The 20,435-nt window shown below is 70.8% G+C and carries 12 protein-coding genes and 2 tRNA genes; 2 read left to right on the plus strand and 12 right to left on the minus strand.

The annotated features are described in order from the left end of the window. Positions 1 to 21: 21 nt before the first annotated feature. The 10 genes from putA to QM782_RS20990 form a co-directional block, all read right to left on the minus strand. Positions 22 to 3,843 (minus strand): trifunctional transcriptional regulator/proline dehydrogenase/L-glutamate gamma-semialdehyde dehydrogenase, encoded by a 3,822-nt coding sequence (gene putA / locus QM782_RS20945; RefSeq protein WP_415204808.1) that lies wholly within the window; start codon positions 3,841 to 3,843, stop codon positions 22 to 24. A gap of 291 nt (positions 3,844 to 4,134) precedes the next feature. Beyond that, the gene (locus QM782_RS20950) at positions 4,135 to 4,530 is read right to left on the minus strand and encodes a type II toxin-antitoxin system VapC family toxin (RefSeq protein ID WP_415204809.1); all 396 of its coding nucleotides are present in this window, start codon (positions 4,528 to 4,530) and stop codon (positions 4,135 to 4,137) included. A 443-nt stretch (positions 4,531 to 4,973) separates the two neighbouring features. Next, on the minus strand, positions 4,974 to 5,183 hold the full coding sequence (locus QM782_RS20955) for a hypothetical protein (protein WP_415204810.1): 210 nt from the start codon (positions 5,181 to 5,183) through the stop codon (positions 4,974 to 4,976). A gap of 231 nt (positions 5,184 to 5,414) precedes the next feature. After that, positions 5,415 to 5,490: transfer RNA gene (locus QM782_RS20960), tRNA-Asn, on the minus strand. A 27-nt stretch (positions 5,491 to 5,517) separates the two neighbouring features. After that, positions 5,518 to 5,593: transfer RNA gene (locus tag QM782_RS20965), tRNA-Asn, on the minus strand. A gap of 36 nt (positions 5,594 to 5,629) precedes the next feature. After that, positions 5,630 to 7,744 (minus strand): TonB-dependent siderophore receptor, encoded by a 2,115-nt coding sequence (locus QM782_RS20970; protein WP_415204811.1) that lies wholly within the window; start codon positions 7,742 to 7,744, stop codon positions 5,630 to 5,632. 329 nt (positions 7,745 to 8,073) lie between these two features. Further along, entirely contained in the window at positions 8,074 to 9,000 is a 927-nt protein-coding gene (locus tag QM782_RS20975; protein ID WP_415204812.1) for a dihydrodipicolinate synthase family protein, read from the minus strand. A 32-nt stretch (positions 9,001 to 9,032) separates the two neighbouring features. Beyond that, positions 9,033 to 10,019 carry a TRAP transporter substrate-binding protein gene (locus tag QM782_RS20980; protein ID WP_415204813.1) on the minus strand — a complete coding sequence of 329 codons (987 nt, stop codon included), beginning with the start codon at positions 10,017 to 10,019 and terminating at the stop codon, positions 9,033 to 9,035. Between the two features lie 35 nt (positions 10,020 to 10,054). Further along, positions 10,055 to 11,320 carry a TRAP transporter large permease gene (locus QM782_RS20985; RefSeq protein ID WP_415204814.1) on the minus strand — a complete coding sequence of 422 codons (1,266 nt, stop codon included), beginning with the start codon at positions 11,318 to 11,320 and terminating at the stop codon, positions 10,055 to 10,057. Positions 11,321 to 11,331: 11 nt separating this feature from the next. Continuing rightward, positions 11,332 to 11,952 carry a TRAP transporter small permease gene (locus tag QM782_RS20990; RefSeq protein ID WP_415204815.1) on the minus strand — a complete coding sequence of 207 codons (621 nt, stop codon included), beginning with the start codon at positions 11,950 to 11,952 and terminating at the stop codon, positions 11,332 to 11,334. Positions 11,953 to 12,016: 64 nt separating this feature from the next. Here QM782_RS20990 and QM782_RS20995 point away from each other — a divergent pair, with 64 nt between their 5' ends. Beyond that, positions 12,017 to 12,715, plus strand: a complete 699-nt coding sequence (locus QM782_RS20995; RefSeq protein ID WP_415204816.1) for a GntR family transcriptional regulator — start codon at positions 12,017 to 12,019, stop codon at positions 12,713 to 12,715. Between the two features lie 12 nt (positions 12,716 to 12,727). On the opposite strand, the gene QM782_RS21000 is transcribed toward QM782_RS20995, so the two are convergent. Together QM782_RS21000 and map are read right to left on the minus strand one after the other, a co-directional pair. After that, positions 12,728 to 15,376, minus strand: coding sequence for a [protein-PII] uridylyltransferase (locus QM782_RS21000; RefSeq protein ID WP_415204817.1), 2,649 nt, complete (start codon positions 15,374 to 15,376; stop codon positions 12,728 to 12,730). Then, entirely contained in the window at positions 15,373 to 16,215 is an 843-nt protein-coding gene (gene map / locus QM782_RS21005; RefSeq protein ID WP_415204818.1) for a type I methionyl aminopeptidase, read from the minus strand. Before map ends, QM782_RS21000 begins: the two co-directional genes overlap by 4 nt. Positions 16,216 to 16,352: 137 nt before the next feature. On the opposite strand from map, the gene purL reads away from it, so the two are divergent. Then, positions 16,353 to 20,429: a phosphoribosylformylglycinamidine synthase gene (purL, locus tag QM782_RS21010; protein WP_415204819.1), complete on the plus strand. Its 4,077-nt coding sequence runs from the start codon at positions 16,353 to 16,355 to the stop codon at positions 20,427 to 20,429. Positions 20,430 to 20,435: the final 6 nt, after the last annotated feature.

Below are 20,435 nucleotides of genomic sequence, written 5' to 3' on the forward strand. Positions count from 1 at the left end.
GGGGTGGGGCGGGAACGACTCTCAGCCGATGGTCATGAGCGAGGCGTTGCCGCCAGCGGCGGCGGTGTTGGTGCTGATGCAGCGCTCGACCACCAGGCGCTCGCCGGCGTAGCGCGCGCGCCCGGCCGCGATGTCCGCGCTCGCCAGGCCCTGCACCGGCACGATGGGGCCTTCGCGGGCGGCCACGCGCTGGTGCAGGGCGCGCAGCGCGTCGGGATCGCCCTCGAACAGCACCGCGTCGAAGGCGGCCTCGTCCAGCGCCGCCTCGGCGACGAAGGCAGCGTCGGCGCGCTCGGCCTCGGGCAGGGCCGCCACCCAGGCGCGCGCCGCCGGCGTATCGACCCACAGCGCCCGGTTGCCCGGCGGGTGCAGCGCCTCCCACTGTGCCTGCGCGCCGGGCGGCGTGGCCGCCACGCACAGCACGGTGCCGCGCGGCATCAGGCTGTAGAGGTTGCGCTCGCCGGTCGGGCCGGGCAGCTCGAGCGCCACGCCGGTGCGCAGCGCCGGCGCGGGCCCGTCCGACAGCAGGCGGTGCAGGTACAGCGGCCCGCCGGCCTTGGGCCCGGTGCCCGACAGGCCCTCGCCGCCGAACGGCTGCACGCCGACGACAGCGCCGACGATGTTGCGGTTGACGTAGACGTTGCCGGCACGCACGCGCGCCGTCACCTGCGCGATGGTCTCGTCGATGCGCGTGTGCAGCCCGAAGGTCAGGCCGTAGCCGGTGGCGTTGATGGCGTCGACCAGCGCCGCCAGGCCTTCCCGGCGGAAGCGCAGCACGTGCAGCACCGGGCCGAAGACCTCGCGTTCCAGCTGGGCCGGGCTGTCGATCTCGATCAGCGTCGGTGCGACGAAGCTGCCGTGGGCGCAGGCGGGCGGCAGCGCCAGCCGCTCGACGCGGCAGCCAGCGGCCTGCATCGCCGCCACGTGGCGTTCGATGCCGTCGCAGGCGGCGCCGTCGATCACGGGCCCGACGTCGGTGGCCAGGCGGTCGGGGTTGCCGACGGCCAGTTCGCGCAGGGCGCCGTGCAGCATGTGCAGCAACCGGTCGGCCACGTCCTCCTGCACGCACAGCAGGCGCAGGGCAGAGCAGCGCTGCCCGGCCGAGTCGAAGGCGGACTGCAGCACGTCCAGCACCACCTGCTCCGCCAGCGCGGAGGAGTCGACCACCATGGCGTTCTGGCCGCCGGTCTCGGCGATCAGCGGGATGGTGCGGCCCGCCGCGTCCAGCCGCCGGGCCAGCGTGCGCGCGATGTGGCGCGCCACCTCCGTCGAGCCGGTGAACATCACCCCGCGCACGCGCTCGTCGGCCACCAGGCCGGCGCCGACGGTTTCGCCCGCGCCCGGCAGCAACTGCACGGCACCGGGCGGCACGCCGGCCTCGTGCAGCAGGGCCACCATGCGCGCGGCGACCAGCGGCGTCTGCTCGGCCGGCTTGGCCAGCACCACGTTGCCCGCCGCCAGCGCGGCGGCCACCTGGCCGGTGAAGATGGCCAGCGGGAAGTTCCACGGGCTGATGCACACCACCGGGCCGAGCGGCCGGGCGCTGCCGGCGGCCAGCTCGGTGCGCGCCTGCGCCGCGTAGTAGCGCAGGAAGTCCACCGCCTCGCGCACCTCGGCGATGGCGTTGGGCAGCGTCTTGCCGGCCTCGCGCACGATCAGGCCGAGCAGCGGCTGCATCTGCGCCTCCAGCGCCTGCGCGGCGCGCTCCAGGCACTGCGCCCGCACCGCCACCGGCGTGGACTGCCAGATCGGGCATTCGGCTTCGGCCACCGCAAGGGCGCGCTCGACCTCCTCGGCCGTGGCCTCGACCACGTGACCCACCAGGTCGCGGCGATCGGCCGGGTTGCGCACCGGCTGTGCGCGCGCCTCGTCCCACGCGATGCCGGTGGGCGCGGCGCGCCCGGGCTGCGCCACGCCGCCCAGCAGCGCGGCCGCCAGCGAGGCCAGGCGCTGCTCGTTGCTCAGGTCCAGGCCCTGCGCGTTGGCACGCCCATGCCCCGTGCCGTCGCGGTACAGGTCCGCCGGCAGCGCGATGCGCGGGTGCGCAGCGCCGAGCGGCACGATGCCCTCGGCCGCTGCCACCGGGTCGGCGATCAGGGCCTCCACGGGCATCTCCGGATCGGCGAGCTGGTGGACGAACGAGGTGTTGGCGCCGTTCTCCAGCAGGCGGCGTACCAGGTAGGCCAGCAGCGTCTCGTGCGTGCCCACCGGCGCGTAGATGCGGCAGGGCCGCGCCAGCCCGCCCTCGGCCACCGGGCCCACCACCTTCTCGTACAGCGGCTCGCCCATGCCGTGCAGGCACTGGAACTCGTACTGGCCCGGGTAATAGTTGCTGCCGGCCATCTGGTGGATGGCGGCCAGCGTGTAGGCGTTGTGCGTCGCGAACTGCGGATAGACCTGCTGCGGCGCCGCGAGCAGGCGGCGCGCGCAGGCCAGGTACGACACGTCGGTGTGCACCTTGCGCGTGAACACCGGGTAGTCCTCCAGCCCGTCGACCTGGGCGCGCTTGATCTCGCTGTCCCAGTAGGCGCCCTTGACCAGGCGCACCATCAGGCGCCGCCGGCTGCGCTGCGCCAGCTCGACCAGGTGGTCGATCACGTAGGGGCAGCGCTTCTGGTAGGCCTGCACCACGAAGCCGATGCCGTCCCAGCCCTGCAGCGCCGGGTCGAAGCACAGTGGCTCCAGCAGGTCCAGCGACAGCTCCAGCCGGTCGGCCTCCTCGGCGTCGATGTTCAGGCCGATGTCGTAGCGGCGCGCCAGCAGCGCTAGTTCGCGCACGCGCGGCAGCAGCTCGGCCATCACCCGTTCGTGCTGCGCGCGGGCGTAGCGCGGGTGCAGCGCCGACAGCTTGATGGAAATGCCCGGCCCCTCGTAGATGCCACGGCCGGCGCTGGCGCGGCCGATGGCGTGGATGGCCTGCTCGTACAGCGAGAAGTAGCGCTGCGCGTCCTCGGCCGTGGTCGCGGCCTCGCCCAGCATGTCGTAGGAGTAGCGAAAGCCCTTGGCCTCGTACTTGCGGCCATGGGCCAGCGCGGCGGAGATCGTCTCGCCGCTGACGAACTGCTCGCCCATCAGGCGCATGGCCATGTCCACGCCCTTGCGGATCAGCGGCTCGCCGCCCTTGCCGATCAGGCGCGACAGCGCCGAGCCCAGCGACTTCTCGCTGCTGGTGGCCACCAGCCGGCCCGTGAGCAGCAGGCCCCAGGTGGCAGCGTTGACGAACATCGAGGGCGAGCGCCCCACGTGGGCCTGCCAGTCGCCCTGGCTGATCTTGTCGCGGATCAGCGCATCGCGGGTGGCGCGGTCGGGGATGCGCAGCAGCGCCTCGGCCAGGCACATCAGCGCCACGCCTTCCTGGCTGGACAGGGAGAATTCCTGCAGTAGCCCCTCGACCCCGCCGCTGGCGCGCTTGGCGCGCAGCGCCTCGACCAGCCTGCGGGCCAGGTCGGCCGCCTGCCGGACCTGCGCGGCCGGCTGGCGCGCCTGGGCGATCAGCGTGGGCAGGCATTCCGGCTCGGGGCGGCGGTAGGCGGCGGTGATGGCCGCGCGCCGGACCGATTGCGGCGCCACCGACTGCGCGAACGCCAGAAAGGGTTGCACTTGCTGTGCCGTCTCGAAAACCTGGGTTGCACCTTCCAGGTGCGCCGGGCCGCCCAGGGCGGTGCCCAGTTCACCGGCATCGTGCATGCGGCCCGGCACCAGGCCGCCTTCGACCTTCTCGATGGCGCTCAGCACCGACTGCTTGATGAACCAGTGCGGCGTACGCCCCAGGGCATCTGCGGCAGCCTTGAGCCGCAGGCGTAAGGTTTCGTCCACCTTGACGCCCAACGTTGTAAGAGCCATTTGACTGTTCGCCTTCGACGATGTTGTGCTGGTTGCACCTTGCTGAAAACCAGGCGCAACCATAACGCGAAATGCATGCCAACCTCACTAGGGTTGGTACGAAGGTCGCCGACGGCGACTCAACATTGAGCTGGCCACACCGCCGTAGTGCTGGCACCGAAGATCGGTAAGTCTCCGCGGCATCATCGAAGCGGCGAGTACACGGCACGCAGTTCAAGGCGAGGAGACTGGCGCAGTGCCACGAACCGGGGTCTGGGCGTCGGTCGCTGCCATGGCGATGGCCAACAGTAGTCAGGGGACAACGACCTTGACCGTTGGCCAGAGCTTGCGCGCTCGCTTCGCGAAGCGCGTGTCGAAGGTGGCGAAGCCTTCGTCGGCACCCGGGCTACTGCGCTGGTGCAGCGCGTCGCCGAAGTCCAGCCCCGCGGCCAGCCCGTCGAGCGCCAAAGAAGAGGCGCCCAGGTCTTCGCAGCGGACGCGCGGCAGCGCAATCAGCTTGCGCAATGCCTGTTCGATCTCGGCCGGCTCGAAGCCGAAGGCGCTGCGCAGCACCCACTCGGTTTCCAGCAGCACGGTCTTGGGCAGCCAGATGTCGTGGCTGCTGAACAGCGCGACCGCACGCTTGTGCTGGACCGGGTCGTCGGCGATCAGGAAGCGGACGACGACACTGGTATCGACCGCGAGCATGGCGCTGCTTCGCTTCGCGCACGATGGCGTCTTCCATCTGGGCCAGGCTCACGCGCGGCCGGCGCGGCTGGAGGCTGCCGGCCACGTCTTCGATGCGCGTTGCGGACGCCCTGGCGACGGGCCTGAGCAGGATGCCGTCGGGCGTGTCTTCCACCACGAACTCCGTACCGACCGGAATGGGCGTCGACCACGGATGCCGACGGTGCGCGGGCCGGCGCCTGCGGCGTGAAGTCGGTTCTCTCGGTCATCTTGGCCAGCAGTGGGTGCTCGTCGCCGAAGAGGTATTTCCTGCGCCCGGCGTCGTCGTACGCATGCCAGTGCGAAAGGTCGGCATCCGAAGTGCGTCGCCTTCGACGCCGTCGATCCGTGCTGCTGGTGGACGGGCACCTGGCGCTGCGAGCACAGCACGCTGGCTGCGTCTTGCGATGACCGCAAGGTCTCAATCACACCATCGAGCAGATCAACGCGGCCACGCCCGCCACCAGCGCGCCCGCTGCGCCAACAAAGGCGACTTGTTCCGGTCTTCGCCTATACAAGGGCGCCGACGGCAACACGGTCAGCAGCGCGGCAGACAACTGGCGCGTCGTCCACTCCACGTCAGCGACGCGGACGGAATGCGCATCGAGAAGGGCGATCTGGGCCGGAAGGGGCACTTCGTGCCCGCCAGCAAATGGGAAACCGCCCTGTATGACCGCATTCGCAGGTCCGTGAAGCTGCAATAGGCACCGCTGACAGCTTCTTCGGTGGTGCGGCGCCACGCGTACCTGGCTGCCGGTCATCCGGCTGCGTATGCCGGCCGGCTGGTCGATGTGCGTGGGGCCGCACATTGGGCACCGAGCCAGAAAGCAAAAGGGGCTGGAACCAGTCCAGCCCCTTGATTTTCATGGCTCCTCAACCTGGGCTCGAACCAGGGACCTACGGATTAACAGTCCGGCGCTCTACCGACTGAGCTATTGAGGAATGAAAGTCGGTTCTCGGGAAATTCTCTGGCTCCTCAACCTGGGCTCGAACCAGGGACCTACGGATTAACAGTCCGGCGCTCTACCGACTGAGCTATTGAGGAACGGAAGCCCGCGATTATAGCCCGAAATTTCGGGGATCAGAAGTCGGCCTGCATCGCCAGCCGTAGCGTGCGCGGTGCGCCGGCGAACAGGTAGACGTGGCCGAACTGGGTGGGCGACTCTTTCCAGTAGCGGCGGTCGGCCAGGTTTTCCACGCCCAGCGTCCAGTGGGTCGCCATGCCCTGCACGCGGGTGGCGTAGCGCACCGCGGCGTCCAGGCGCGTCCAGGACGGCAACTGCATCGAGCCGTCGGGCAACACGGCGCGGCGGCCCTCGTGCACGAGTACGCCGTCGATCGACAGGCCGGGCACCGCCGCCACGGCGTACGAGGCCCGCCCGCGCGCCACCCAGCGCGGCACGTTGACGGGCCGCTGGCCGTTCACGCCGGGGGCGGCCAGGCTGCCGCGCCGCTCGGCGTCGATCCAGGTGGCGCCGGCATCCAGCTGCCAGCGGCCGGCGCGCCATCCCAGCGCGCCCTCCAGCCCCTGGTGCACGGCGTCGCCGTCGTAGGCGCCCTGGCACCGCTCCGTGCAGGCGTCGATGTTGGTCATCGGACGGACGATGCGGAACCAGGCCAGCTGCCAGTTCCATGCCGCGTCGCCGCCCTTGGCGCCGACTTCCCACTGGCGCGACTTGCGCACCGGCAGCGCGACGCCGTAGTTGCTGTAGTCCTCCGGGCGGTTCGGCACCAGGGCCGACTCGACGCCCTGGCCATGGCTGGCGTAGAGCAGCGGGCCGCCGGCGACCTGGTAGCCCACGGCGACCCAGGGCGTGGTCAGGTGGCTGTCGTAGCCGGTGGCCTCCGCGCCGTGCGTGTCCACGCTCTCGCGGTGCAGCCGGGTGTGCCGCAGGCCGAACCAGGTGCTCCACTGCGGCGTCCAGCGGATCGCGTCCTGCAGCGACAGCTCCAGCGAACGCTCGTCACGGTTGGTGTTGGGCTGGGTGAGCAGGGGATCGGCCGGGACGATCGCCGTGCCCTCGACGTTGCCCAGGCCGACCCAGTTGTTGGCCTGGTCCTGGAAGCGGTTGCGCACGCGCGCGGCCAGCAGTCCGGCGGTGAGGTCGTGCGTCACGCCGCCCGCCGCCAGGCGGCCCTTCAGCTTGAGCTGGCCGGCGGTCTGCCGCCGCTGCTCGTGCTCGCTGCGGAAGTCGTAGACGTCGTAGGTGCCGTCGCTGCAGTAGCGGTCGTAGGTGTCCTCGGCGCTGCAGCCGAACGGGTAGGCCATCCGGTCGTCGGTGCGCAGCCGCTGCTGCCCGACCTGCGCCGACCAGCGCCAGTCCGCGTTCAGCGCCTGCTCGATGCGCAGCGTGCCGGTCAGCGCGCCGAACACCGAGGACTGCGACCACGGCTGGTTGTTCAGGTTCAGCCTCGGATCGGGCACGGCCGGCAGCGGCCCGCCGCCCAGCAGGCTGAACCCGGCCTGGCTGGGCTGGCGCTTGTGGCTCCATTCGAGTTCGGCATCGACCACGGTGTCGCGGCTGACGCGCCAGTCCAGCGCCAGCGCCGCCAGGCTGCGGCGGCCGTCCAGGTCGCGCAGGCGGGGCCGCAGCGTCTCGTGCGCCAGGTTCAGCCGGTAGCCGAGCGCGCGGTCCTGGCCGAAGCGCCCGGACAGGTCCACGGCGCCGAGCACGCCACCGTCCCCGGAGAGTTCCAGCCGGGCGCGGCGCAGGTCGTGCTCGGTCGGGCGCTTGACCACGTAGTTGACCAGCCCGCCCGGCGCGCTGGTGCCGGCCTGGATGCCGCTGGTGCCTTTCAGGATCTCGATGCGCTCCTTGTTGTCCAGCGGGATCGAGGTCTCGGCGCTGATCGGCAGGCCTTCGCGCCGGTAGTTGAAGCGGTTGTCCAGCACGAAGCCGCGGATGCTCAGGAAATCCCAGTAGCCGGGGGCGTTGTACGCGTCGGTGACCGAGGCGTCGAAGGCCGTCAGGTCCGCCAGCCGGCGTGCGCCGCTGGCCGCCAGCGCGGCGCCGTCGACGACGGTGGCCGACAGCGGCAGTTCGTTCAGCGGCACGTCGCCGAAGCCGCTGACGTCGGCCTGCGGCGCGGCCCGGCCGGACTGCACGGTGACGGTCTGCAGCGTCTGGGCCGCGGCGGTGGTGGACAGCAGCGCGCACAGCAGCGCGCCCGCGGTAGTGGTGGTGGTGTGGTTCATGCGACAACGCTTCCGGCACGTCATCGCAGGTCGGCCTGCCGGATCGTGCTGGCCGTTCGAGATGCCACCCGGAGGAGGGGCGGCACGGCCGGATCGCGTCAATGCTTCCCTGCGCGAGGATTACCTCACGTCCGCCGGCTGGCCGGCGGACATAGAAGCGGGCCGGCTCTCGACAGGCCCGCGGCTACAGGTTCGAAGGGTGTGATCTCAGCCGGGCGGAAACCGCCCAGCACCCCCAGCGAGCCGGCGATTGTAGGGGCAGCCGCCAGTGCTAGGGCATCGGGGGCCGGCCGTCGGCCGCCCGATGCCGGTGTCGGCCCGCGGCGGGCTCAGCCGCGCGCCAGCCCCACGTCCGGCAGCGCCGGCCGGTTCGCCAGCGCCTTCTGCATGATGGCTTCCACGTGCGCCTTGTCGGCCGCCGGCAGCTCCAGCCGCGGCGGGCGGGTGCGCCAGGTGCCGCGGCCCATGAGGTGCTCGCACAGCTTGATGCACTGCACCAGGTCCGGCCGCGCGTCCAGGTGCAGCAGCGGCATGAACCACTCGTACAGCGGCATCAGCTCGTCGAAGCGCCTGGCCTTGGCCAGGCGGAACAGTGTCTCGCCTTCGCGCGGGAAGGCATTGGACATGCCCGAGACCCAGCCCACCGCGCCCATGGCGATGCTCTCGACCACCACGTCGTCCAGGCCCGCGAACAGCACGAAGCGGTCGCCGACCATGTTGCGCGTGTCGATGAAGCGGCGCGTGTCGCCCGAGCTGTCCTTGAAGCAGACGACGGTCTCGCAGTCCGCCAGCGAGGCCAGGATCTCCGGCGTCACGTCGTTCTTGTAGACCGGCGGGTTGTTGTAGACCATGACCGGCAGGTCGGTGGCCTTGGCCACGGTGCGGAAGTGCGCCGCCGTCTCGTGCGGCTTGGAGCTGTAGACCAGGGCCGGCATGACCATGATGCCGTCCACGCCGATGCGGGCGGCCTCCCTGGCGGTCTCCACGGCGAAGGCGGTGGTGAATTCGGCGATGCCGCAGATCACCGGCACGCGGCCCTTGGCCACGGCGCGGCCGGCCTCCATGACGGCGATCTTCTCGCGGGTGGACAGCGAGGTGTTCTCGCCGACCGTGCCGCAGACGATCAGGCCGGACACGCCGTCCTGGATCAGTGCGTCTATGACCTTGGCGGTGGCCTCCACGTCGACCGACATGTCGTCGCGGAACTGGGTGGTGACGGCGGGGAACACGCCCTGCCAGCTGACTTTGGGGTTCATCGATGCCTCCTGTGGTTGGGATCCGTTCACGTTCAAAGAGTGGCGCCGACCTTGCGCAGTTCGGCGATCGCCGGCGCCTTGGGCAGCCACAGCGCGTCGAAGGCCTGGATGCTGGCCTCCATGCTGGCGGCCGGCTCGGTCTTCATGGCGATGCCGGTGGCCTTGAATTTCTCCAGCAGGGCGGGCTCGGTGTCCGCGATCTCGCGGATCTGCGCGTCCAGCGACCGGGCGACCTGGGCGCGAATGAGCTCCTTGTCCGGTTCCGGCAGCGCGGCCCACACGCGGCCGGAAACCAGCGGCGCGAACGGCATGAACAGCGCGTTCATCTGCAGGATCACCTTGGACACCTTGTCGAAGCGCGCATTCCAGGCGAACTCGATGTCGGCCTCCAGCGCATCGACCTGGCCGTTGGCCATGGCGTCGAACACCTGCGGCGTCGGGATCGGCGTGGGCGCCGCACCCAGGGACTGGTAGAAGTCGCGGTACACCGGTGTGGGATTGATGCGCAGCTTCAGACCCTTGAGGCCGGCCGAGCTGGCCAGGTCCCGGGCCGAGAACACCGAGCGCATGCCGGTGATGCCCCAGCCCAGGCCGATGGTGCCGGTCTCGCGCGGCAGCACGTCCAGCAGCTTGAGCGCGGCCGGCGTCTTGACCAGCCTGGCCACGGCGGCCGTGCTGCGCACCAGGTAGGGCGCGTTGATCGCCGCCACCGTGGCCACGCGCGAGCCCAGTTCGGCCGCCTGGATCCAGCCCATGTCGAGCGCGCCGGACTGCAGCTGCTGCATCATGGCCGGCTCGTTGCCGAGCTGGCCCGAGTGGAACACCGTGGCCGACAGCCGGCCACCGGTTTCCTTCTTCAGCGCCTCGCCGAACGCCACGGCGGCGCGGTTCCAGGAATGGCCGGCCGGCGTGATCAGGCCGATGCGGAACTCCCTGGCTTGCGCCCGCAACACGGGGCTGAACGCGAGCGAGGCGGCAGCGGCGCTGCCGGCGACGAAGGAACGACGGGAAACGGTCATGGCAAGGGCTCCGGGGGGAGGGGGGACGAAAACCTCTACTGGATCAGCGCCAGCGACAGGCTGGGAAAAATCGAGAGCAGCACCAGCGCCACGCAGCAGATCAGGAAGAACGGCAGCGTCACGACGAACATCTTGCCGGGCTTGGCACCGGTCACGGCCGCGGCGACGAAGAAGCTCAGCCCCACCGGCGGCGACATCAGGCCCAGCACCAGGTTCACCACGACGACCACGCCGAACTGCCGTGGATCGATGTGGTAGATGTCGGTCGCGATCGGCAGCAGGATGGGCACGGTCATGATCAGGCCCGGGATGCCGTCGATCACCGTGCCGATGACCAGCAGGATCAGGTTGGTCAGCAGCATGAAGCTGATCGGGTCCTTGGCGACCGTCTGGATCCAGGCGGCCGTGGCCTGCGGCACCTTGCCGAAGACCAGGATCCAGGAGAACACCGCCGCCGCCGCGACCAGGAACAGCACGATGGCCGAGTAGATGCCCGAGCGCACCAGCATCTGCGGAATCTGGCGGAACTGGAATTCCCGGGTGATGTAGCGGCCCACCAGCGCCGAGGCCACGGCGCCGACCGCGGCCGCCTCGGTCGGGTTGGCCAGGCCGGCCAGGATCGAGCCCACGATCACGACCGGGATCAGCAGCGTGGGGCTGGCCTGCAGCACCGTCCTGGCGCGCTCGCGCAGCGATTGCCGCTCGCTGCGCGGGTAGTCGTAGATGAGGCCCATGCAGGCGATCACGACGAAGAACAGCACGGTCAGCAGGATGCCGGGCAGGATGCCGGCGATCAGCATGTCGCCGACGGCCACCTGGGCCAGCACGCTGTAGACCACGAACATCACGGAGGGCGGGATGATCGGCCCCAGCATGCCGCCGTAGACCGTGAGGCCGGCCGCGAAGGTCTTGTCGTAGCCCTTCTTCTCCATCTCCGGCACCATGATCTGGGCCATGATGGCCACCTGCGCGGTGGCCGAGCCGATGATGGACGACACCAGGCAGTTGGCCAGCACGTTCACGTAGGCCAGCCCGCCCTTGACCGCGCCGACGAAGGCCATGGACAGATCGACCAGCCGGCGCGTGATGCCGCCGCCGTTCATGATCTCGCCGATCAGGATGAACAGCGGGATCGCGATCAGGCCGTAGCTGTCCACGCCGCCGAACATCTGCATCGGGAACGACTGGAACAGCACCGCGTTGTTCGTGTCCCAGATGTAGAACATGCCGGCCAGGCACAGGCAGACGCCGATCGGCACGCCGACGAGCATGATGGCCAGGAAGAACAGCGTGGTGAGCATGGCCCGGTCCTTCAGTTGACGACGGCCTCGGCGTCCGCCTTCGGAAAGCCGGCGTGCGGCCGGCGCGGGTGCCAGCCCAGGTCCTCCACCAGGTTGGCGGCGGCATGCAGGCTCAGCGTCAGCGCGAACAGCGGCAGCACGGTTTGCAGCAGCCAGGTCGGCCAGTTCAATGTCTGCGTGCGCTCGGTGTAGAGGAAGTTGAAGGACTGCGCGGCGTACTCCCGGGCATCGAAGCCGGCACGGGCGATGCCGAGCGGGTCCATCCAGATCCAGCACATCGCCAGCATGGCCAGCCCGAACAGCAGCACGCCACCGCCGGCCGCCAGCCTGAACAGCCGGGCGGCACGGACGCCGAGCTTGTCGGTCAGCAGCGTGACGGCGAAGTCCATGCGCAGCCGCGTCATCGCCGAGCCGCCGACGAAGGTCAGCCAGACCACGCTGTACACCGCGGCTTCGTCGATCCAGTAGATCGGCATGCCGGTGTAGCGCGTGGCCACATTCACCAGGATCAGCAGCATCAGCAGCGCCATCAGCGCCAGGATCAGCAGGCGCTCGGCCTGCAGCACCACGCCGGAGGCATCGAGCACCAATCTGGACAACGCGTGGCGCCGGGACGGGGCGGTCTGCTGCATCTTGGGTATTCCTGATGGATATTTGAAATATATTATTCGTATGCAAGAATCCGTAGCAAGCTCGATGCCACGGTCAGGCATCCGGAGTTTCCCGAGGACGGACGTGATCCCGAAGAAAGTGGCTGCGCCCCGGCGGCGCGATGCGGACATCGCCTACGAGGCCATCGAGGCCCTGATCTCGACCATGGTCCTGCCGCCCGGCAGCCCCGTCGTCGAGGCCGAGGTCTCCGAGCGCGTGGGCCTGGGCCGCACGCCGGTGCGCGAGGCGCTGATGCGGCTGATGTCGATCGGGCTGATCGTGCAGCAGCCGCGCCGTGGCCTGCTGGTCGCACCGATCGACCTGGCCAACCACCTGGATGTGATCCTGACGCGCCGCGTGCTCGAACGCGTGATCGCCTCCTGTTCGGCGCGCCGCGCGAATGCCGCCGAGCGCCAGCAGATCGCCGACTGCGCCGAGCGCATGGTTGCGGCCGCCGCGCGCGACGACCTCAAGGCCTACATGCGCGCCGACCACGACCTGGACGTGGCCAACCATGCGGCCTGCCGCAACGCCTCGGCCGTGACGGCCGTGGTGCCGCTGGTCACGCAGTGCCGGCGCTTCTGGTATGCCTACCAGCACGCCGGCGAGATCCGGGAGGGCGCGCGCTGCCACGCGCTGCTGGCCCACGGCATCGCCCGCGGCAGCGAGGCCGAGGCGGTGCAGGGCGCCGACGCGCTGATGGACTACCTGGAGGCGTTCACGCGGCGCGTGATCGACAACTGACCCGCCCGGGGATCACGATTCCAGCGCTTCGAGCAGCTCGGTCTCGATCTCGATCTGCAGCCGGTTCTGCTGCAGCGCCGGGCCCTGCAGCAGGAAGGTGTCCTCGACGCGCTCGCCCAGCGTCGTCACCTTGGCGAGCTGCACGCTGATCTCGTACCGGGCCAGCACGCGCGCGACCAGGTACAGCAGGCCGGGCCGGTCGCTGGCGGAAATCGACAGCAGCCAGCGCTGCGCCTTCTCGTCGGGGTGCATGTCCACCCGCGGCGCGATCGGGAAGCTCTTGACGCGGCGCGACACGCGGCCGCGGCCGGGCGCGGGCAGGGGGCCGGCGTCTTCCAGGGCGTGCGTCAGGTCGGCCTCGACCATGTGCATCAGCTCCTGGTAGTGCTCGGGCAGCATGGACGTGACGACCTGGAAGGTGTCCAGCGCGTAGCCGTCGCGCGCGGTGTGGATCTTGGCGTCCACGATCGAGAAGCTGGCGTGGTCGAAGTAGCCGCAGATGCGCGCGAACAGGTCGGCCCGGTCGGCGGTGTAGACCATCACCTGCAGCCCCTCGCCGACCGGCGAGCGGCGCGCCCGCACGATGGCCGGCGTCTGCGGCTCCAGCCCGCCGCCGGGCAGCAGGTGGCGGGCGATCTGGCGGGCGTGCCAGGCGATGTCGCCGGCTTCGTGGCGCATGAAGTAGCTCACGTCCAGCGTGTCCCACAGCTGCTTGTGCGACTCGAACGGCTCGGCGTGCAGCGCCAGCTGGGTCAGGGCGTCGCGCTTGCGCGCCTCGATCTCGGCGTCGGCGTCGGGCGCGCGGCCGCCCAGCACGCGCAGCGTGTAGCGGTACAGGTCTTCCAGCAGCTTGCCCTTCCAGGCGTTCCAGACCTTGGGCGAGGTGCCGCGGATGTCGGCCACGGTCAGCAGGTACAGCGCGGTCAGGTAGCGCTCGTTGCCGACCCGCTTGGCGAAGGCGGCGATCACGTCGGGGTCGGACAGGTCGGCCTTCTGCGCCACGCGCGACATGGTCAGGTGTTCCGCGACCAGGAACTCGATCAGCTTGCTGTCGTGCCGGCCGATGCCGTGCTGCAGGCAGAAGCGCCGCACGTCGCGCGCGCCGAGTTCGGAATGGTCGCCGCCGCGGCCCTTGGCGATGTCGTGGAACAGCGCGGCGATGTACAGGATCCACGGCTTGTCCCAGCCGGCGGCCAGCTGCGAGCAGAACGGGTACTCGTGCGCGTGCTCGGCGATGAAGAAGCGCCGCATGTTGCGCAGCACCATCAGGATGTGCTGGTCCACGGTGTAGACGTGGAACAGGTCGTGCTGCATCTGGCCGACGATCTTGCGGAACACCCACAGGTAGCGCCCCAGCACCGAGGTCTGGTTCATCAGCCGCATCGCGTGCGTGATGCCGGCCGGCTGCATCAGGATGCGGCGGAAGGTCTCGCGGTTGACCGGATCGTTGCGGAAACGCGCCGTCATCAGCGGGCGCGCGTTGTACAGCGCGCGCAGCGTGCGCGCCGACAGCCCGCGGATGCCGACCGTGCTCTCGTACAGCAGGAAGGTCTCCAGGATCGCGTGCGGGTGGCGGTGGTAGAGGTCGTCGCTGGCGACCTCGATCATGCCGGCCTTCTCGTAGAAGCGTTCGTTGATCGGCCGCAGCGCGTGCGTGGAAGGGTTCAGCCGTTCCTCGATGTTCAGCAGCAGGATCTGGTTCAACTGGGCGACGGCCTTGGCCGCCCAGTAGTAGTGGCGCATCAGCTGCTCGCTCGGGCGCACCGGATGCTCGGCGCCGGCGCCGTCGCTGCGGTAGCCGAAGGATTCGGCCACGGCGGTCTGCAGGTCGAACACCAGGCGGTCCTCCCGGCGGCCGGCGATCAGGTGCAGCCGCGCGCGGATCAGGCTCAGCAGCGCCTCGTTGCGCCGGATCTGCCGCGCCTCGTGCGCCGTGGCCAGGCCGTTGCGCACCAGCTCGTCCCAGCTCGCGCCCAGGCCGGCGGCCTTGGTGATCCACAGGATCACCTGCAGGTCGCGCAGGCCACCCGGCGACTCCTTGCAGTTGGGCTCCAGCGAATAGGGCGTGTTCTCGAACTTGTTGTGCCGCTGGCGCATCTCCAGCGTCTTGGCGACCAGGAAGGCCTGCGGGTCCATGGCCTTGCGGAACTGGTTGCCGAACAGCGCGTACAGGCCGGCGTGGCCGGCGATCAGGCGCGATTCCAGCAGCGAGGTCTGCACCGTCACGTCCTTCTCGGCCTCGGCCACGCATTCGCGCAGCGTGCGCACCGAGGAGCCGATCTCCAGCCCGACGTCCCAGCAGCTGCCGATGAAGCCCTCGATGCACGACTTCAGGTCGGCGTCCTGCTCGGGCGAGGCCTCCTCGGGCAGCATCAGCAGCACGTCCACGTCGGAGTACGGGAACAGCTCCGCGCGGCCGAAGCCGCCCACGGCGAGCAGCGCGCAGGACTCCGGCATGCCGGCGCGCTGCCACAGCTGGCGCAGCGTCTCGTCGGCCAGCTGCGCCAGGCTGTGCAGCGTGCCGTGCAGGTTGCGGGTGCTGGCGCCGCAGTCGCGCAGGGTCTGCAGCAGCGCGGCCTTGCGCTGCTGGTACTGCACGCGCAGGGCCGGCAGATCGCCGGCCGGGGCCTGCGGGGCGGGGGCGGCGGCGAGCGTGTTCAAGCGGCGGCGGGGGCGGGCGTGGACTGCCGGGGCTGCACGAAGGCCGGCGGCGGCGGGCTGCCGGCCGACAGCGTCAGCACCTCGTAGCCGGTCTCGGTGACGAGCACGGTGTGCTCCCACTGGGCCGACAGGGAGTGGTCCTTGGTGACGATGGTCCAGCCGTCCTTCTCGGGGCCGTCCTTGATCTCGCGCCGGCCGGCGTTGATCATGGGCTCGATCGTGAAGGTCATGCCGGGCTCCAGCACCTCCATGGTGCCGGGGCGGCCGTAGTGCAGCACCTGCGGTTCCTCGTGGAAGCGCTTGCCGATGCCGTGGCCGCAGAACTCGCGCACGACGGAGTAGCCGTGGCCTTCGGCGAACTTCTGGATCGCGTGGCCGATGTCGCCCAGCCGCGCGCCGGGGCGCACCTTCACGATGCCGTGCCACATGGCCTCGTAGGTGACCTGCACCAGGCGGCGCGCGGCGATCGTGCCCTCGCCGATCACGTACATGCGGCTGTTGTCGCCGAACCAGCCGTCCTTGGTGATCACGGTGACATCGATGTTCATGATGTCGCCCTTCTTCAGCGGCTTGTCGTTCGGGATGCCGTGGCAGACCACGTGGTTCAGCGAGGTGCACAGCGAGGCCGGGTAGGGCGGGTAGCCGGGCGGCTGGTAGCCGATGGTGGCCGAGCGCGTGCCCTGCACCTCGACCATGTAGGCGTGGGCGAGCCGGTCGATTTCCTTGGTCGTGACGCCCGCCGCGACGTGCGGCGTCAGGTAGTCCAGGACTTCGGACGCGAGCCGGCAGGCCTCGCGCATGCCTGCGATGCCGGCGGCGTCTTTGATGGTGATGCTCATGGGGCGGAATTATCCCACCGGGGTTTCGCGCGGGAAGGCGCCGCTAAAATTGCCCGTTTCCCTTGTCGCGGCGTTCCGCCAGGCCCAGTCAGCGCCTGCCCGGCCGCTGCGCCCACCGCTCCACCGGCCGCCACAACGTGACCTCGCACCTGATCCAGCTCGACGGCGGCAACGCCCTGAGCGACTTCCGCGTCCAGCAACTGCTTCCCCGCCTGCAGGCGGTGCACGACAAGATCATCGGCCTGGCGGCGCGCCACGTGCACCTGGTGCAGGCCGATGCGCCGCTGGACGCCGCCACCGCGCAGCGCCTGGCCGCGCTGCTGGACTACGGCGATCCGTACCAGGGGCCGCGGGACGGCCCGCTGCTGGTGGTCACGCCGCGGCTGGGCACGGTCTCGCCCTGGGCCTCCAAGGCCACCGACATCGCGCACAACTGCGGCCTGCCGGTGCGCCGCGTCGAGCGCATCACCGAATACCGGGTCGCGATGAAGGCCGGCCTGCTCGGCGGCCGGCCGGCGCTGGACGCGGCGCAGTGGCAGGCCGTGGGCGGCCTGCTGCACGATCGCATGACCGAGAGCCTGCTGGCCGACCGTGCGCAGGCAGCGCGCCTGTTCAGCGTGCTCGAGGCCGAGCCCATGGCCCACGTGGACGTGCTGGCCGGCGGCCGCGCCGCGCTGGAGGCAGCCAACCGCAGCTTCGGCCTGGCGCTGGCCGAGGACGAGATCGACTACCTGCTGGACGCCTTCACCCGGCTCGGCCGCAACCCGACCGACGTGGAGCTGATGATGTTCGCGCAGGCCAACAGCGAGCACTGCCGCCACAAGATCTTCAACGCCCGGTTCACGATCGACGGCCGGGAGCAGGCGCTGAGCCTGTTCGGCATGATCCGCAACACCCACCAGCTGGCGCCGCAGCACACCGTCATCGCCTACGCCGACAACGCCTCGGTCATGGAGGGCGGCACGATCCAGCGCTTCGCGGCCGGCGAGGACGGCGCCTACGCCGCCCGCAGCGCGCTGCACCACGTGCTGATGAAGGTGGAGACGCACAACCACCCGACCGCGATCTCGCCGTTCCCGGGTGCCTCCACCGGCGCCGGCGGCGAGATCCGCGACGAGGGCGCGACCGGCCGCGGCTCGCGGCCCAAGGCCGGGCTGACCGGCTTCACCGTCTCCCGGCTCTGGCCCGATGCCGCCGACGACGCCTACGGCCGCCCCGGCCACATCGCCACGCCGCTGCAGATCATGACCGAGGGCCCGCTGGGCGGCGCGGCCTTCAACAACGAGTTCGGCCGGCCCAACCTGCTGGGCTACTTCCGCGAGTACGAGCAGGCCGCGTCGTCCGACGTGGACAGCCTGCGCCGCGGCTACCACAAGCCCATCATGATCGCCGGCGGCCTGGGGTCGATCGCGGCGGAGCAGACCGAGAAGATCCGCTTCCCGGCCGGCACGCTGCTGATCCAGCTGGGCGGGCCCGGCATGCGCATCGGCATGGGCGGCGGCGCGGCCAGCTCCATGGCCACCGGCGCCAACGCGGCCGAGCTGGACTTCGACTCCGTGCAGCGCGGCAACCCCGAGATCGAGCGCCGCGCGCAGGAGGTCATCAACCGCTGCTGGCAGCAGGGCGCGGACAACCCGATCCTGGCCATCCACGACGTGGGCGCGGGCGGCCTGTCCAACGCCTTCCCGGAGCTGACCAACGACGCTGGCCGCGGCGCGCGCTTCGACCTCGCGGCCGTGCCGCTGGAGGAAAGCGGCATGGCGCCCAAGGAAATCTGGTGCAACGAGAGCCAGGAGCGCTACGTGCTGGCCATCGCGCCCGAGTCGCTGGAGCGCTTCGCCGCGTTCTGCGCGCGCGAGCGCTGCCCGTTCGCCGTGGTCGGCCGCGCGACCGAGGAGCGCCAGCTGGTACTGGCCGGCGCCGAGGCGCACGAAGCCGCCGAGCCGCCGCCGGGCCGCCCCGAGGCGGCGGGCGCCCCGGCGAGGGGCGGCGCGGACGCGCCCGTGCCGAGCGTGGAGGCAGCTGTCGACATGCCGATGGACGTGCTGCTGGGCAAGCCGCCCAAGATGCACCGCGACGTGCGCACCGTCGCGCGCCGCTTCGCGCCGCTGGACCTGGATGGCGTGGCGCTGCAGCAGGCCGTGATCGACGTGCTGTCGCATCCGACCGTGGCGTCCAAGCGCTTTCTCGTGACGATCGGCGACCGCACTGTGGGCGGCCTGTCGCACCGCGACCAGATGGTCGGGCCCTGGCAGGTGCCGGTGGCCGACTGCGCCGTCACGCTGGCCGACTACGCCGGATTCGCCGGCGAGGCCATGAGCATGGGCGAGCGCACGCCGCTGGCGGTGATCGACGCGCCGGCCTCCGGCCGCATGGCGGTGGCCGAGGCCATCACCAACCTGCTGGCCGCGCCGATCGAGCTGCCGCGCGTCAAGCTCTCGGCCAACTGGATGGCGGCCTGCGGCCAGCCCGGCGAGGACGCCGCGCTGTACGCCACCGTCCGGGCCGTGGGCATGGAGCTGTGCCCGGCGCTGGGCATCTCGATCCCGGTCGGCAAGGATTCGCTGTCCATGCGCACGCAGTGGCAGGACGGCGGCGAGAAGAAGCAGGTCAGCGCGCCGGTCAGCCTGATCGTCTCGGCCTTCGCGACGCTGGCCGACGTGCGCGGCACGCTGACGCCGCAGCTGGACGCCACCGAGCCCGACACCACGCTGGTGCTGGTCGACCTGGGCAAGGGCCGGCACCGCATGGGCGGCAGCATCCTGGCGCAGACGCTGGGCCAGGTCGGCGACGCCGCGCCGGACCTGGACGACCCGCAGGACCTGGTGCGCCTGGTGGCGGCGGTGAACGAACTGCGATCCCAGGGCCGCATCCTGGCCTACCACGACCGCAGCGACGGCGGCCTGCTGGCGACCGTCTGCGAGATGGCCTTCGCCGGCCATGTGGGCGTGGCGCTGAACGTGGACCTGTTGGTGACCGAGGGCGACGGCATCAGCGACAGCCGGGCCGAGTACGGCGACGCCAAGAACTGGGCCAGCCAGGTCTCGGCGCGGCGCGAGGAACTGACACTCAAGGCCTTGTTCAGCGAGGAGCTGGGCGTGGTGCTGCAGGTGCGCACCGCCGAGCGCAACGAGGTCATGCAGGTGCTGCGTGCGCACGGCCTGTCCAAGTGGAGCCACTTCGTCGGCAAGACGCGCCCGGCCGGCGGCGCGATCGCGATGGGCGTGGGCGAGGTCCAGGTCTGGCGCGATACCAAGGCGGTGTTCTCCGCCAAGCTGTCCGACCTGCACCAGGTCTGGGATAGCGTGAGCTGGAAGATCTGCCGGCAGCGCGACAACCCGGCCTGCGCCGACGCCGAGCACGCGGCGGCCGGCGCACCGGACGACCCGGGCCTGCAGGTCGCCCTGACGTTCACGCCGGCCGCGGCCGCCGCGCCGGCGCTGCTGGCCAGGCGGCCCCGGGTCGCGGTGCTGCGCGAGCAGGGTGTCAATTCGCACGTGGAAATGGCGTTCGCGTTCACGCAGGCCGGCTTCGAGGCCTTCGACGTGCACATGACCGACCTGCAGACCGGCCGCGCGAACCTGGCGGACTTCCAGGGCCTGGTGGCCTGCGGCGGCTTCAGCTACGGCGACACGCTGGGCGCTGGCGTGGGCTGGGCGCGTTCGATCATCTTCCATGCGCGCCTGGCGGAGCAGTTCCAGGCCTTCTTCGGCCGCGGCGACACCTTCGGCCTGGGCGTGTGCAACGGCTGCCAGATGTTCGCCGAGCTGGCCGACATCATCCCGGGCGCGCAGGCCTGGCCGCGCTTCACGACCAACCGCAGCGAGCGCTTCGAGGCGCGGCTGTCGCAGGTGGAGGTGCTGGATTCGCCCAGCCTGTTTTTCCAGGGCATGGCCGGCAGCCGGCTGCCGATCGCGGTCGCGCACGGCGAGGGCTTCGCCAACTTCGCGCGGCGCGGCGATGCGGCCAAGGCCATCGCGGCGCTGCGCTACACCGACCACCATGGCCAGCCGACCGAGGCCTACCCGTTCAACCCGAACGGCAGCCCCGGCGGCCTGACCGCTGTGACCACGGCCGACGGCCGCTTCACGGCCATGATGCCGCACCCCGAGCGCGTGTTCCGCAACATCCAGATGAGCTGGACCTCGGGCGACCCGGGCGCCGCCAGTCCCTGGATGGAGATCTGGCACAACGCGCGGCGCTGGGTGGGGTGAGTGCGT

This window comes from Pseudorhodoferax sp., assembly GCF_047601025.1.
GTDB lineage: Bacteria > Pseudomonadota > Gammaproteobacteria > Burkholderiales > Burkholderiaceae_C > Pseudorhodoferax.

Coding starts and splice junctions, on each gene's coding strand:
- QM782_RS20980 (WP_415204813.1), bottom strand. CDS start 10,019: ATGACCGTTTCCCGTCGTTCCTTCGTCGCCGGCAGCGCCGCTGCCGCC.
- QM782_RS20975 (WP_415204812.1), bottom strand. CDS start 9,000: ATGAACCCCAAAGTCAGCTGGCAGGGCGTGTTCCCCGCCGTCACCACC.
- putA (WP_415204808.1), bottom strand. CDS start 3,843: ATGGCTCTTACAACGTTGGGCGTCAAGGTGGACGAAACCTTACGCCTG.
- QM782_RS20950 (WP_415204809.1), bottom strand. CDS start 4,530: ATGCTCGCGGTCGATACCAGTGTCGTCGTCCGCTTCCTGATCGCCGAC.
- QM782_RS20985 (WP_415204814.1), bottom strand. CDS start 11,320: ATGCTCACCACGCTGTTCTTCCTGGCCATCATGCTCGTCGGCGTGCCG.
- QM782_RS20990 (WP_415204815.1), bottom strand. CDS start 11,952: ATGCAGCAGACCGCCCCGTCCCGGCGCCACGCGTTGTCCAGATTGGTG.
- map (WP_415204818.1), bottom strand. CDS start 16,215: ATGAGCATCACCATCAAAGACGCCGCCGGCATCGCAGGCATGCGCGAG.
- QM782_RS20970 (WP_415204811.1), bottom strand. CDS start 7,744: ATGAACCACACCACCACCACTACCGCGGGCGCGCTGCTGTGCGCGCTG.
- QM782_RS20995 (WP_415204816.1), top strand. CDS start 12,017: ATGCCACGGTCAGGCATCCGGAGTTTCCCGAGGACGGACGTGATCCCG.